At 65.3% G+C, this 14558-nt stretch carries 11 protein-coding genes; 1 reads left to right on the top strand and 10 read right to left on the bottom strand.

Translation table 11 applies throughout. The features are described from left to right. Nucleotides 1-73: 73 nt before the first annotated feature. The 4 genes from ygeW to HMPREF1868_RS00760 form a co-directional block, all read right to left on the bottom strand. Nucleotides 74-1276 (bottom strand): knotted carbamoyltransferase YgeW, encoded by a 1203-nt coding sequence (gene ygeW, locus HMPREF1868_RS00780; RefSeq protein ID WP_062529522.1) that lies wholly within the window; start codon nucleotides 1274-1276, stop codon nucleotides 74-76. 91 nt (nucleotides 1277-1367) lie between these two features. Continuing rightward, nucleotides 1368-2747: a YgeY family selenium metabolism-linked hydrolase gene (locus HMPREF1868_RS00775; protein ID WP_009277977.1), complete on the bottom strand. Its 1380-nt coding sequence runs from the start codon at nucleotides 2745-2747 to the stop codon at nucleotides 1368-1370. Between the two features lie 103 nt (nucleotides 2748-2850). After that, on the bottom strand, nucleotides 2851-4065 hold the full coding sequence (gene dpaL, locus HMPREF1868_RS00770; RefSeq protein ID WP_062529520.1) for a diaminopropionate ammonia-lyase: 1215 nt from the start codon (nucleotides 4063-4065) through the stop codon (nucleotides 2851-2853). A gap of 372 nt (nucleotides 4066-4437) precedes the next feature. Beyond that, nucleotides 4438-5013 carry an MptD family putative ECF transporter S component gene (locus tag HMPREF1868_RS00760; protein ID WP_082719456.1) on the bottom strand — a complete coding sequence of 192 codons (576 nt, stop codon included), beginning with the start codon at nucleotides 5011-5013 and terminating at the stop codon, nucleotides 4438-4440. A 269-nt stretch (nucleotides 5014-5282) separates the two neighbouring features. Here HMPREF1868_RS00760 and HMPREF1868_RS00755 point away from each other — a divergent pair, with 269 nt between their 5' ends. After that, a complete protein-coding gene (locus HMPREF1868_RS00755) occupies nucleotides 5283-5762 on the top strand; it encodes a hypothetical protein (protein WP_062529517.1) in 480 nt (159 codons plus the stop codon). Nucleotides 5763-5935: 173 nt separating this feature from the next. On the opposite strand, the gene ade is transcribed toward HMPREF1868_RS00755, so the two are convergent. From ade to HMPREF1868_RS00725, 6 genes are all read right to left on the bottom strand, one after another. Next, entirely contained in the window at nucleotides 5936-7765 is a 1830-nt protein-coding gene (gene ade / locus HMPREF1868_RS00750) for an adenine deaminase (RefSeq protein WP_062529515.1), read from the bottom strand. A 54-nt stretch (nucleotides 7766-7819) separates the two neighbouring features. Further along, nucleotides 7820-9202 (bottom strand): NCS2 family permease, encoded by a 1383-nt coding sequence (locus HMPREF1868_RS00745; protein ID WP_009277985.1) that lies wholly within the window; start codon nucleotides 9200-9202, stop codon nucleotides 7820-7822. A gap of 236 nt (nucleotides 9203-9438) precedes the next feature. Further along, complete coding sequence (gene xdhC, locus HMPREF1868_RS00740; protein ID WP_009277986.1) at nucleotides 9439-9945, bottom strand: xanthine dehydrogenase subunit XdhC; 507 nt, start codon at nucleotides 9943-9945, stop codon at nucleotides 9439-9441. Further along, nucleotides 9945-10826 (bottom strand): xanthine dehydrogenase subunit XdhB, encoded by an 882-nt coding sequence (gene xdhB, locus HMPREF1868_RS00735; protein WP_062529514.1) that lies wholly within the window; start codon nucleotides 10824-10826, stop codon nucleotides 9945-9947. The genes xdhC and xdhB overlap by 1 nt, the downstream gene beginning before the upstream one ends. Beyond that, complete coding sequence (xdhA, locus tag HMPREF1868_RS00730) at nucleotides 10826-13168, bottom strand: xanthine dehydrogenase subunit XdhA (RefSeq protein ID WP_062529512.1); 2343 nt, start codon at nucleotides 13166-13168, stop codon at nucleotides 10826-10828. The genes xdhB and xdhA overlap by 1 nt, the downstream gene beginning before the upstream one ends. A gap of 524 nt (nucleotides 13169-13692) precedes the next feature. Beyond that, nucleotides 13693-14558: BMP family lipoprotein (locus HMPREF1868_RS00725; protein ID WP_082719455.1), on the bottom strand; the 866-nt coding region annotated here is incomplete at its 5' end.

Here is a 14558-nt window from a genome sequence, read left to right as displayed (position 1 = left end):
ACCGCAGCGCGGACCGTCGCCCCAAACCGTCGGGACCGCGACCCGGCTGGCCGCGGTCCCCGTTATGCGGATTCTACGCCTCGTACCAGCGGGCCTCGCCGCGCTCCTCGAGCGCCCTCAGCGTGGCGACGGGATCCTTGGCCTTCTGGAGGAAGATCATGGACGCCACGGCGTAGGGCTTGTAGCTGGCCTCCTTGTACAGGCCGTCGCGGTGGTAGTCGAAGACCTCGTTGGCGACCTCGCCGTGCTCGCAGGACACGCCGTTGATGTCGGCCGGCAGCGGGTGCATGTAGATGGTGTCCTTGCCGTTGGCCGTCTTCTCCATGAGCTCGGGCGTGCAGCACCAGTCCATGTGGGTGGCGTTCTGGGCGAGGAGCTCCTGCTCGAGCTTGTCGATGCCCGCGGAGTCGCCTGCGGCGTAGAGCTTGGTGCGCTCCTCCATGGCGGCGTAGGGAGCCCAGCTCTTGGGGATGACGATGTCGGCGCCCTCGAAGGCCTCGGCCATGCTGTTGGTCTTCCTGAAGCTGCAGCCGCTCTCCTCGGCGTACTTGCCGGCCTGCTCGACCAGGTCGGGCATGAGGTCGTAGCCCTCGGGGTGGGCCAGGGTGACGTCCATGCCGAAGCGGGTCAGCAGCATGATGAGGGACTGGGGGCAGCTGAGGGGCTTGCCGTAGGAGGGCGAGTAGGCCCAGGTGACGGCAACCTTCTTGCCACGGAGCTTGTCGAGGCCGCCGAACTCGTTGATGAGGTACAGCATGTCGGCGGAGGACTGCGTGGGGTGGTCGGAGTCGGACTGCAGCGAGACCAGGGTCGGACGGTGGTCCAGGATGCCGTCACGCCAGGACTGCTCGACGGACTCGGAGACCTCCTTCATGTAGGCGTCGCCCTCGCCGATGAACTTGTCGTCGCGGATGCCGATGACATCGGCCATAAAGCTGATCATCGTGGCGGTCTCGCGCACCGTCTCGCCGTGCGCCACCTGCGACTTGCTCTCGTCCAGGTCCTGCTGCTGGAGGCCGAGCAGGTTGGTGCCGGAGGCGAAGGAGAAGCGGGTGCGGGTGGAGTTGTCGCGGAAGTTCGAGACGGCCAGACCGGACTCGAAGATGCGGGTCGAGATGTTGCGCTCGCGGAGGTTGCGCAGGGCGTCTGCCACGATGTACATGGCCTTCAGCTCGTCGGTGGTCTTGTCCCAGGTGTGCAGGAAGTCGTTGTTGTACATCTTGGAGTAGTCGAGCTTGCCGAGCTTCTCCAGGTAGGCGTTGAACTTGCTGTCCATCGGTGCCCCTTCCTTGTCAGGCGTTTCCTTGCTGCGTGCAAGGCGTCCGCCACCTCTCTCGGGGAATGGCGGACGTCGGCTTGCGCGTGTGCTACTTGATGTCGTTGTTGGTGAGGCCGGCGCGGAACTCGGTCACGTCACCGGTGGCGGCGGAGCCGTCGTAGAGGTTCAGCGCGGCGGTGTAGAGGGCGGCGCAGGTCACGAGGTCCTGCTTGTAGGTGATCTCGTTGGGGGCGTGGGCCTGGGACTCGGCGCCGGGGCCGAAGCCGACGCAGGGGATGCCGTAGCGCCCCTGGATGGAGACGCAGTTGGTCGAGAAGGTCCACTTGTCGACCAGGGGACGGTGACGCTTGTCCATCGAGGGCTCGCAGCCGATGCGCTCGTCGCCGAAGAGGGCCTTGTGGGCGTCGACGAGGGCCTTGACGTGGGGAGCGGACTCCTTGTTGATCCAGGTCGGGAAGTAGCACTCGGTCTCGTAGACCTCGCCGGTCCAGGAGGGACGGTCGTACATGTACATGGAGACCTTGACGTCGTCGCCGTACTTCTTGACGGCGGGCAGGTTGCGGACCTCGTCGAGGCAGGACTCCCAGGTCTCGCCGGCGGTCATGCGACGGTCGATGGAGATGGCGCAGGAGTCAGCGACAGCGCAGCGGCTGGGGCTGGTGAAGAAGATCTGCGACACGGTGCAGGTGCCGCGGCCCAGGAAGCGGGCGTCCTCGAAGTGGTCGGGGTTGTACTTGGGGTCGAGCATCTTGACGAGGCCCTTGATGGCGGTGGACTCGTCGGCGCCGTTGTTGTTGAGGGAGCGGACGTCGGCGATGATGTCGGCCATCTTGTAGATGGCGTTGTCGCCGCGGTCGGGGGCGGAGCCGTGGCAGGAGACGCCGTGGACGTCGACTCTGATCTCCATGCGGCCGCGGTGCCCGCGGTAGATACCGCCGTCGGTGGGCTCGGTGGAGATGACGAACTCGGGCTTGATGCCGTCCTTGTTGTAGATGTACTGCCAGCACATGCCGTCGCAGTCCTCTTCCTGGACGGTGCCGACGACCATGATCTTGTAGCCCTCGGGGATGAGGTCCATGTCCTTCATCATCTTGGCGGCATAGACGGCGGAGCAGACGCCACCCTCCTGGTCGGAGCCACCGCGGCCGTAGATGAGGTCCTCGGTCTCGTAGCCCTCGTAGGGGTCGGCCTCCCAGTTGTCGCGGTTGCCGATGCCCACGGTGTCGATGTGGCCGTCCATGCAGAGGATCTTGTCGCCCTCGCCCATGAAGCCCATGACGTTGCCAAGGCCGTCGACCCTGACCTCGTCGAAGCCCAGGCGCTCCATCTCCTCCTTGATGCAGGCCACGACCTCCTTCTCCTCGCAGCTCTCGCTGGGATGAGAGATCATCGCGCGCAGGAAGCGGGTCATGTCCTCCCTATGGGACTCCGCGACTTCCTTGATCTTGTCGTAGTCGAGCTCCTTCATTCCTTACCTCCCAAGTCAAAGCCTTCAGTGCCGGTATCCGTCGCGGGCCGCCTCTTCTTGGCCCTCTCCCCTGGCCCGCAGGGAGGAGAGGACCCTCGGAACCCTACTCGGTGGCGTACGCGCCACCCCAGACGACCTCGCGATAGCGGACGGGGTCGGTGTCGCCCTCGGTCGAGAAGAGTAGGACCTTGGAGTCGCGCCCGAGCTCCAGGACGTCGCGCAGCTCGGCGTAGTCGGGGTCGCTCATGATGGTCGAGATGACGCCCATGCCCACGGCCCCGGACTCGCCGGAGGTGACGGAGGGGTCTCCCTTCGTGGGGGCGGCAAGCATGCGCATGCCCTTCGCCGCGACCCAGTCGGGGCAGGAGAGGAAGGCGTCCGCGTGGTTGCGCAGGATGTCCCAGCCGATGGTGTTGGGCTCGCCGCAGGCGAGGCCGGCCATGATGGTCTGGAGGTCGCCGCCCACGATGCGGGGGTCACCGTCGCCGGCGAGGGCGCCCTGGTACAGGCAGTCTGCCGCACCGGCCTCCATGATCACGAACTTGGGCGGGCAGCTGGGGAAGAGGTTGGCGAAGTAGCCCACCATGGCGCTGGCGAGGGAGCCGACGCCGGCCTGGACGAATACGTGGGTGGGACGGTTGACCTCGAGCTGGCGGAGCTGCTCGGCAGCCTCGGCGGCCATGGTGCCATAGCCCTGCATGATCCAGGACGGGATCTTCTCGTAGCCCTCCCAGGCAGTGTCCTGCACGATGACGCCATGCTCGGTCTCGGCCGCCTCCTTGGCGGCCAGGCGCACGCAGTCGTCGTAGTTGAGCTCCTCGATGGTGACCTTGGCGCCCTCCTTGGCGATGTTGTCGAAGCGCGTCTTGGTCGAGCCCTTGGGCATGTGCACGACGGACCTCTGGCCGAGCTTGTTGGCAGCCCAGGCGACGCCGCGGCCGTGGTTGCCATCGGTGGCGGTGAAGAAGGTGGCCTGGCCGAAGTCCTTCTGGAGCTGGTCGGAGGTGAGGTAGTCGAAGGTCATCTCGGACACGTCGCGACCGGTCTCGTCGGCGATGTAGCGGGCCATCGCGAAGGAGCCGCCCAGGACCTTGAACGCGTTGAGGCCGAAGCGGTAGCTCTCGTCCTTGACGAAGAGGCCGCCCAGGCCAAGGCGCTCGGCCATGCCCGCGAGGTTGGCAAGGGGGGTCACCGAGTACTGGGGGAAGCTCCCGTGGAAGGCGCGGGCCTTGGCGACGTTGTCGAGCGACATGACCGGCAGGTTCACGTCCTCGCTCTTGGGCATCCCGTTGGCAACCCACTTGATCTTTGGCTCCATGCTGCGTCCCCTCCTGGACTTCCGTGACCCCGATACTTACATACTGTGCGCTTACCAAACTTTTTGTTTGGTACCAATAAATATAGGCTCTTTTCCGCGCTTGGCAAGGGGCTTCGCAAGGAGTACGTCGCAGGCGGCAGGCCGTTCGACGAACGGCCCCTCTGGGGCTTTGAACGTCGTTGTTCTCTTTGTCATATAACGCTTCCCATGCGCCGCTCCCGGGCGGCCAGCACGTAGGCAATCGACGAAAGGCTGAGCATGAGCATGGGGTATAGCCCCAAGTTCAACGAACACGCCACCATGGCCAGGAGGAGCACGGTCACCTTCGTGGCAACCGTGAGTCCCGTTCCCCTGGCGTCACCCTCGTCCACCCTACAGGGCACCGGCACGCTCGAAGTGCCTCTTCATGAGCGCCCTTCCGACGAGGCAGCCCAGGAAGCCCACGGCCATGGTGGCGAGCATGATGGCGACGACCCACGCGGGGTTGCCGTAGTACTTGAAGAAGGTGTCGGCATAGGACTGGTCCAGGCCACGCTCCAGCATGGTCTGCGACACGTACGCCTCCATGTTGCCCAGGTAGGGAATCAGCGTGGAGAGCAGGTACAGGCCGCTGAACGCGGTCCATGACGCGGTGGCCCACCAGGAGCTCTGGCGCTGCCGCGGCGTCCGCAGGCAGGCGAGGTCGAGGAGCAGCCCGCCCAGCACGTAGAAGGGCAGCATGAAGAGCATGTTGCCCATGGTGCAGAAGAGCAGCGCCGCGACGGTGGTGAAGACGGTGGTCACGCCGAGGCGGTTGACGCGACGCACCATGAGCATGTACACGGGCGCCGCGAGGAACACGGCCGCCCCGCCCGAGGCGACCATCGCGAAGTCGTAGGAGAACATGGTGAGCATCGACCCCACGAACATGATGACCACCGTGAGCGCGCTCAGCAGGGCCGCGGTCACGACCTCGCGGACCCCTACCCACGATTGGGCTCGGTGGCCTTCCCCTTCTCGTCTTCCTTCTCGCTTGACATTCGAACGCTCCCAAGAAGTTAGTTATCGTTAACTTATGAATCGTAACATAGGTTGGGTGAGAGTTGCCTGAGCCGATCCGAGCCTCCCGTGCCCACACGAGACGCACGCCTCGCGAGCAAGGGAACGGGAGCCCCCATCGGGTATCTTTATTTGACTGAGGCCAAGCGCCCCCCGAGGGCGAGGAAGAGAGGTGCGACATGCTCGAGGCAGAGGAGGCCAAAAGGATCGCCGGCGAGGCGCAGCCGGGACGCGAGCGCGCCGAGGCGGACACGCTTTCGGGCAACGCGCTCAAGTGGGCCATGAAGAACGCCATCGGCCAGACCGACACGCGCATACGCATGTACGCGACCTACGGCCGCAGGTCCCTGACGGTGAAGTTCGCACCGGGCGAGGGAGACGGCAGGGGCAGCGGCAACTCGTTCTACAACGACCTTCTGGCGAACAGCAACATGATCGTCGCAGACGCAATGAGCGACATCATCTACGGGCGGGAGCAGTCGCTCATCAGCCCCCTTCAGCAGGCGCGCCTTCTGAACGAGTACAACACGCAGCTGGTGCACTTCATCCGCACGCTGCGCCGCCTGGGCTACGACGTGAAGACCGGCACCGAGGCATCAGACGACGCCGAGGGAGGAAACGCCCACCGCGACGACAGCACGATCATCGTCAGCTGGTAGACCCACCAGGACTGGCTCCGGACGTCCAAGGAGAGAGGGGCGCCGCACGGCTTCGGTTCCGTGCGGCGCCCCTCCCATTTGCGGCCAAGACGAGGGAGGCCCGCGCCAGGGGAGCTGACACGGGCCTCTTGGTGCTTGCGTGGCCTAGCCTTGCGGCATGTCCTTAGGGGGGGCTAGTCCTCGACCACGAGGGACTCGAACTGGAAGGTGTCGGTGTTCACCAGGCCGCGGTTGGTGAGACGCAGGCTGGGAATGCACGCGAGCGAGAGCAGGCCCATGGTCATGAAGGGCGAGGGCATGGTGCAGCCCATGCTCTTCCAGGCCTCCTCGACCTTCTCGACGTCCGCCGCCACGTCCTCGACGTGACGGGGGCTCATGAGGCCGCAGATGGGAAGCGCGACCTGGCCCAGGATCTTGCCGTCCTCGACCGCGCACTCGCCGCCGCCGCACTCGACCAGGGTCTTGGCCGCCAGGGCCATGTCGGCGTCGTTGTCGCCGACGACCAGCAGGTTGTGGGCGTCATGGGCGACGGTCTGCGCCAGGGCGCCGTGGATGCCGAAGCCCTTGACGAAGCCGTAGGCGAAGCTGCCGGTGTCGTGGTGGCGCTCGAAGACGAAGGCCTTGAGCAGGTCGTTCTGGGAGTCGGCCACGAGCTGGCCGTCCTTGATCGGGGCCTGGGCGAGGGTGCCCTCGGTGATGGTGGAGCCAGGGGCGACGACCATGGTGCGAACGGTCGCGGTGTCACCGGAAAGCGCGTTGCCCTTGGAGTCCACCGCGGGAATCTGGAAGGTTGCCTCGCTGATGTCGACCGCGACGTGCATGGTGTCGGTCATGAACTCGGGATACTGGTAGGAGCCGGCCTCGAAGAGCGCCTTGCCGTCCTCGGCCACGACCTCGCCGTCGATGATGGTGCGCGTGACGTGGAAGTCCTTGAGGTCGTCCAGGAAGACGATGTCGGCGCACTTGCCGGGGGTGACGGAGCCCATGTCGGTCCCCATCTGGAAGTAGGTGGCAGCGTTGATGGTCACCATCTGGATCGCGGTGATGGGGTCGATGCCCTCGCGCACGGCCATGCGCAGGATGCGGTCGAGGTGGCCGTCGGAGACGAGCGTGTTGGGGTGGTTGTCGTCCGAGACCAGGTTGCAGAGGCGCGTGTCGACCTTGCCGTCAGCCACGGCGGGAGCCAGGTCGTGGAGGTTCTGCCAGGCGGAACCCTCGCGAATCTGCGCGTACATGCCCAGACGCAGCTTGGCGAGCACGTCCTCGGCGCGGATGGACTCGTGGCAGGACGAGACGCCCGACGCGATGTATGCGTTGAGCCCGCGGTCGGTCTCGCAGACGCTGTAGTGCCCCGTGACGGTCGCACCGACCTTCAGGGTCTCGTTGACCTCCTCGATGGGGTTGTCGGCACACGCGAGGATGCCGGGATAGTTCATCATCTCGCCGAGGGCGACGACGGAGTCCCAGCCCATGGTCTCCTTGATGCCCGCGGCGTCGACGGAGGCACCGGTGTCCTCGAAGCCCGGGACGGCGGGGACGCAGGACGGCGTGGTGATCATGGCCTTCAGGGGCACGCTCTTGGCGACCTTGGCTACCTCGGCCACGCCCTCGAGCCCGGTGACGTTGCAGAGCTCGTGGGGATCCCAGTAGATGCCGGTGGTGCCGTGGGGCACGACTGCGCGCGCGTACTCGTCGACGCCGACCATGGAACTCTCCACGTGGATGTGGCCGTCCATGAAGCCGGGGGTGACGTACTGTCCCTGGGCGTCGATGACCTTGGTCTTCTCGCCGATGCAGTGCTCGGCGGTGTAGGGGGCGATGCCCAGGTAGGCGACGCGCCCCTCGGCGATGGCGATGTCGGTGTCCTCGAGGATCTCGTGCGTGGTGACGCTGACGAGCTTGGCGTGACGGATCACGAGGTCAGCGGGCTCCTGGCCCTGTGCCACCTTGATGAGGGTGCGGTTGCACTCCCAGAGGGGCATCTTGCAGAACTTGTTGAGCATGGTGCGATCCCTTCTCTTTGACCGGCTGTTGCGAGGTCGCAGCCGCGACCAGACCTACACGAAGAAGTACTTGGCCACGAACAGGAGCGCTATCACATACATTGCCACACTGACCTTCTTCTGGCGCTCCTTTCCGCCGAGCGTGTTGATAACGACGTACGAGATGAAGCCCAGGGCCATGCCCTCGACGATGCTGTAGGTGAAGGGAATGGTGAAGAGGCAGATGAAGGCAGGCATGGCCTCGGACATGTCGGAGAAGTCGATGTTGAGCAGCGACGAGATCATGAGGAAGCCGACGATGACCAGGGCAGGAGCCGTGGCGAACGAGGGGATGGCCAGGAAGATGGGCGAGAGGAGCAGGGAAATCAGGAACATGATGCCGGTGACCAGCGAGGTGAGGCCGGTCTTGCCGCCGGCCGCGATGCCGGCCGCGCACTCGACGACGGAGGTCGTGGCGGAGGTGCCGGTGACGGCTGCGGTCAGGACGCCCACGGACTGGGCGACGAGGGCGTTCTTGAAGCGCGGGAACTTGCCGTCTTCCTGGAGTACGCCGGCCTTGGAGGCGGACCCCACGAGGGCGCCGAAGGTCTCGGAGATGTTGGTGAAGAGGTAGGCGATGACCACGGTGGCGAAGCCGACGCTAAAGACCTGCGAGAAGTCCATCTTCATGAAGGTGGGAGCCATGGAAGGGACGGAGAGGCCGCGGGAGAAGTCGGGGATCAGGCTGCCATAGCCGGCCGCGGGGTCGGGGACGTAGACGCCCGCCAGCTGGCAGACGAGGCCGAGCGCCCAGGTGATGAGGATGCCGAGAAGGATGTTGCCCTTGACGTTGTGGATCATGAGGAGCGCGGTGATGACGATGCCCACGAGGCCCAGGAGCGCGGAGATGCCGCCGGTGGCGAAGCTGCCGTCCTGCATGCTGCTGTGGAAGGGGAAGATGGTGATGAGCGTGGAGGGACTGTCCACCACGATGCCGGCGTTCTTGAGACCGATGAGGGTGATGAAGAGGCCGATGCCCGCCGTGATGGCGAACTTGAGGCTCAACGGGATGGCGTCCAGGACGACCTCACGGATGTTGGTGAGGGCGATGACCAGGAAGATGAGGCCCTCGACGAAGAACGCCGCGAGCGCGACCTCCCAGGTGTAGCCCATGCTCAGCACGACCGTGTAGATCATGAAGGCGTTGAGTCCCATTCCCGGGGCGAGGATGAAGGGATAGTTGGTGGAGAGGGCCATGAGGCAGGTGCCGAAGGCGGCGGTGACTGCCGTGGCGGTGAAGACCGCGCCGGGGTCCATCCCGCCGTCACCCAGGATGGAGGGGTTGACGACGAGGATGTAGGCGATGGTGACGAAGGTGGTGATGCCTGCGATTATCTCCGTCTGGATGTTGGTTCCGTGCTCTTCCAGGTGGAAGAACGACTGAATCTTGTCCTTCATGAGCGAGCGATCCTTTCTTGGCGAGTTTGCAAGAGTGTCCCTAGAGGGCGGCCAAAGTCGCCTCCTCTCAGCCCTGACGTGGCGCGGAGCCATAACTTCTATGAGTGGAACCAGACCACGCCCTGGCGTGGTCCAAACATGGGGGCCGTCGTGACTCTTGGTCCCCTACCTGTTTTTGCGAGGGATGGTGCCTGACTGGCGGTGCGGCGGGGCGGCCGCCGCACCGCGCTGGTCGACTAGGCGGTGGTCGTCTCGTCTGCCCCCACGCGCTCGTGGCAGAACTCGACGGCCTTCTCCACCGCGTTCATGACGTCCTGGTAGCCCGTGCAGCGGCAGAGGTGGCCCGAGAGCTGCTTGCGCAGCTCGTCCCTGGTGTAGGTCTTGCCGGAGTTTGCTATCTCGACCGTGCTCATGATGAGCCCGGGAATGCAGAAGCCGCACTGGACGGCGAACTCGTCCACGAAGGCCTGCTGGACGGGGTGGAGCGTGCCGTCTGCCGCCTGGAGGCCCTCGACGGTCAGGATCTCCTTGCCCTGCGCCCAGTCGGTGAGGTAGAGGCAGGTGTCGGTGGCGACACCGTCGATTAGGACGGTGCAGGCGCCACACTCGCCGACCTCGCAGCCACGCTTGACGCTGGTGAGGTGCAGGCGGTTGCGCAGGGTGTCGAGCAGAGACTCGCGGGGGTCATAGCCCACCTGGACTTCCTTGCCGTTGACCTTGCACTTCAGGATTCTCATGTCCATTAGATATCTGCCCCTCCCTTGCGCGCGGCCTCTGCGAGGGAGCGCTTCGCCATCTCCTTGATGAGCTGGAGCCTGAACTCCTTGGAGGCGCGCCAGCTGTCGCGGGGGTTGGTGTCTGCCTGAGCCAGCTCGCCGATCTTCTCGACGGCCTCGGCGACGGGAAGCCCGCGCACGCCGTCCTCGGCTCCCCTCGCCCTCATGGGCGTGGGCCCCGCCACCCCGAAGGCGAGGCGGATGTCGTCGACGGTCCTCTTGTCGGCCGAGAGCTTGACCAGGCAGCAGCAGCCCATGGTCGCGATCTCGAGCGCGCGGCGCTTGCCGTACTTGAAGTAGTGGCCGGTGAAGCCCTCGTAGTGGTCCTTGGGGATGCGGATCTTGACGAGGACCTCGTCGCGCTCCTTGGTGGAGCGGCCGGGACCCGCATACCACTCCTCGATGGGGATGGTGCGCTCGCCCTTGGGACCCCTCACGTCGAGCAGGGCGCCGTAGGCATAGAGGGTCGACGCGGAGTCCGCGGAGGTGGCGGCGTTGCAGACGTTGCCACCGATGGTGCCGGACACGCGCAGCTGGGGGCCGCCGGGGGTGTCGCAGGCGTCGCCCAGCGTGGGGACGGTCGCCTGGATCACGGGACTCGTGGTCACATGGTGGAACCAGGTGATGGGCCCTATCTCCACGGTGCCGTCCTCGGCGAGGGTGACGCCATCGAGCTCGTCGTGGAGCTCGTGGATCGAGACGAGGTGGGCGCCCGAGAACTTGCCCTCGCGCACCTTCACGAGGACGTCGGTGCCACCGGCGACCACGATGGCCTGGGGGTCGTTCGCGAGGGCCTGGACGGCGTCGTCCACGCTGGTCGCGCAATGGAGCGATTCGATGTCATACATTAGATGAGACCCTCCTTCTTGAATCCCTCGAAGAGGCGCTGAGGGGTCATCGGCTCCTGGTAGAACTTGACGCCGGTTGCATCCAGGATGGCGTCGCGGATCGCAGCCGCAGGCGAGATGACGGGCGTCTCTCCCACTGCCTTGTTGCCGTAGGGGCCGGTGGGGTCGTCGGTCTCGACGAACTGCGCCTCGAGGTCGGGCACGTCCATCGTGGTCGGAATCTTGTAGTCGAGCAGCGTGGGGTTGAGCACGCGGGCGGTCTTGGGGTCTATGAGGAGCTCCTCGTAGAGGGCGAACCCGATGGACTGGGCCATGCCGCCGTGCACCTGCTGCTCGACGAGCTTGGGGTTGATGAGGCGACCGGAGTCCTGGACGTTGATGATCTTGTTGACCGTGACCTTGCCCAGCGGCATGTCGACCGTGACGTCGGCGAAGCTGCAGCCCACGGCAATCGTGTTGGTGTGCACGTTGGCGGTGGAGCGGGCGTAGAGCTGGTCGTTGTGGTTGGTGTTGTAGTAGGCCTCGAGCGCGAGCTCCGCAAGGTCGATGACCTTGTTGCCCACGCAGTCCCAGATGGCGTGGTCGTGCAGGTCGAACTCGCCCTGGGCGCCCGGGAAGAGGTAGTGGGCGTACTCGATGATCTGCTTGTGCAGCTTCTCGCCCGCCTGCTTGACCGCGGTGCCCGAGACGTAGGTCTGGCGGGAGGCGTAGGCGCCTGCGTCATAGGGCGTTACGTCGGTGTCCTGGAACGAGACGATGTGGACGTCCTCGGTGTCGACGCCGAGGGCCTCGGCCGCCATCTGCGAGAAGACGGTGTCGGCACCCTGGCCAATCTCGGTGGCGCCCATCTGGAGCTGGAAGCTGCCGTCCTGGTTCAGCGTGATCGCGGCCGTCGCGGTCTCGAGCGCGAAGGGGGCGACGGCGGTCTTGTACACGAAGAAGGAGACGCCCACGCCGTGGCGGATGGGACCGGTCTCGTTGGCGTACTCGGCCTTCTTCTTGTCCCACTCGATGTACGCCTTGCCCTTCTCGGCGCACTCGGGCAGGCCGCAGGTGTGGGCGGCGATGTAGTTGCCGGGGCTGAACTCGTCGTAGTAGCCCTCGTAGATGGCGTTCTTCAGGCGGAACTCGACGCCGTCCCAGCCCATGTCGTGGGCGATGTCGCTCATGAGGCACTCGGCGGCCCAGTTACCCTCGGGCACGCCGTACGCGCGCATGGCACCGGTGTGCGGTCCGTTGGTGTGGATGGTCCAGGCCTCGCAGCGAACCGCGTCCTCCTGCTTGTGGTACAGCCAGCGGAAGGTGTTGACCGAGTTCAGGACCAGGGCGTGCCCGTGATGGATGTAGCCGCCGGTGTTGGACCAACCCTTGATGGAGCGGGCGCGGAGGTTCATGTCGTCGTCGACGGCGGCCTCGACGTCGAAGCTCTTGGGCTGGCGTCCGCTGGTGGCGTAGAAGAGCTCCTCGCGGCTGAGCTCGAGGCGGACGGGACGCCCGCCGACCTGCCTGCAGAGCCAGGCGTTCAGGGGCTCGTAGTGGATGTCCTGCTTGGTTCCGAAGCCACCGCCGATATAGGGCTTGATGACGCGGACGTCACCCCAGGGGATGCCCAGGGCCTGGCCGATGACGCGGCGGCAGATGTGCGGGATCTGGGTGGAGGACACGCAGACGATCTTGCCGTTCTCCTCGTAGCAGTAGGAGGTGCAGGTCTCGATGTGGACCTGGGACTGCTCGCCCGTCTCCATGTGAATCTTGTAGTGGTGGTACCTGGGGTCGTTGACCGCGTCCTCGACGGAGGAGTAGCCCAGCCTGGCGAGCTTCTCGTCGTCCGTCTTGGCCAGGGTGTGCGCCACGATGTTGTCGGGCTTGCCCTCCTGGACGGGGTGCTCGGTGCCCTTCATCGACTCGATGGGGTCGTAGACGACGGGGTACTCCTCGTACTCGACCTTGATCTTGGCCAGGGCGCGGTCGCAGGCCACGGTATCCTCGGCCACGACGGCGGCGATGTTGTCGCCGTAGATGCGCACGCGCGCGTCGAGGAGCTTGCGGTCGGGAAGGTCGCGCTTCTCCTTCTTGGACTCGGCGTACCAGGGGTGCCCTGCCACGGGGTACGGGTGGTCGGGCACGTCGAAGCAGGTGAAGACCCCCACCACGCCAGGGACCTTCTGCGCCTCGCTGATGTCGATGGACTTGACAACGCCGTTGCCGATGGTCGAATGCAGGATTCGAGCCTCCAGGCAGGGCTTCGGGCAGAGGTCGTCCGTGTACATGGCACGTCCGGTGACCTTGTCGTACGCGTCGACGCGCACCAGAGGCCTGCCGACCTCCCTCAACTTCTCCATGGCTCACCCCTTCGCTTGGTTACCCCACGCCACCAGGCATTCCCTCTTTGCCCGGCGTCCCTCTCTCCGCGCTCCCCATGGTGCGAGGGGCGTAACTTCCTATGCTACAAAAGTCAGGTCCCGGCGATGCCGCGCTCCCGACCCGCAATGCCGAAGTACGCGCTGGGATGTCGTGGGCGCAATCCCCTGCGCGCCCGCTCCCCCTGCCTCCGAGGCGAGAAATGCTGGCTCGAAACCAGCCATTGTTTAGCCCTCCCCCACCTCGTTAGCAACTTCCATGCTATCAGTGCCTGCGCCTTACGCTTTTTCTCGGCTGCCGCATACGGTACGAAAGGCGCGGCAAATGGCAAAAAGTTTGTTTGCCTACCTATTTTTTCGTTATGTTTTTTTATATATAACGCATCGCTTGCGTGACCATGTCCTTTGCAATTGTTTAGATGGATAAGAGAGAAGCTTAGAAAGGGGCAGTGGCACCCCGCAAGGTACCACCACCTCGGCAGCGCGGATCGCGAACGGCCGAAGGGCTAGAGCGTGGACCTCACGGCCTCGATCTCGGCCTCGGTGAGGAAGCTTCCCCCGGAGATGAGCTTGACGTAGTCCCCGATCTTGTCCTGGACGTCGGCGGGAACCTTGTCGGAGAACTTGCCCAGCGAGATGCCCCCGTTTGACATGTCTGCGGAGATGGTCCTGCCGGAGCCGAACTCGCCCTTCTCTATCTCGTCCATGGCCTGGTCGATCTTCCAGTCGATGACCGTTGAGGTGACGACCGTCGCCTGCCCCTCCCCCGCGATGTCGATGGGCTGGGCGATGTCGAAGTGGGTGTCGGCACCGGCAGACTCGAGGGCCTGGCGCGAGCCGTTGTCGACCGCCGAGGCGTCGCCCCACATGACGTCGACGTCGTTGGCAGCGATCCAGTTCTCGGTCAGGCGCGCGCCCAGGGAGGCGTCGGTGAAGCCGGCCTCGAAGTTGTAGTGGCCCTCGACGCCAGGGGTGACCTTCTGGGCAGCCGCGAGGTAGGCCGCGTACTTGGTGAGGGTCATGGGCAGCTTGGCGCCGCCGATGAAGCCGATGCTCTTCGTCTTGGTCATGAGGCCTGCCACCACGCCGGCAAGCGCCCCCGACTGGCTGAGGTCGGTGAGCACCGTCTCGAGGTTGTCGAGGGTCTGGTAGTCGGCCAGGTCGACGGCTGGGTCGGTGTTGGTGATGAGGAAGTGGACCTTGGGGTGCGACTCCGTCGCCTCCGCCACGACCTCGGCCCAGACCGATGCGAACTCGTTGCCGGCGCCCACGATGAGGTCGACGTCCTGGTCGACGTAGCTCTGCGCGGCATCCGCCGCATCGGCGTCCGCCACGCTTTCCTTGGGCTCGAGCATCTCCCACTTGGGGTGGG

Source organism: Olsenella sp. DNF00959, assembly GCF_001553055.1.
Taxonomy (GTDB): domain Bacteria; phylum Actinomycetota; class Coriobacteriia; order Coriobacteriales; family Atopobiaceae; genus Olsenella_I; species Olsenella_I phocaeensis.
This window is presented reverse-complemented; position numbering and strand designations above follow the sequence as displayed.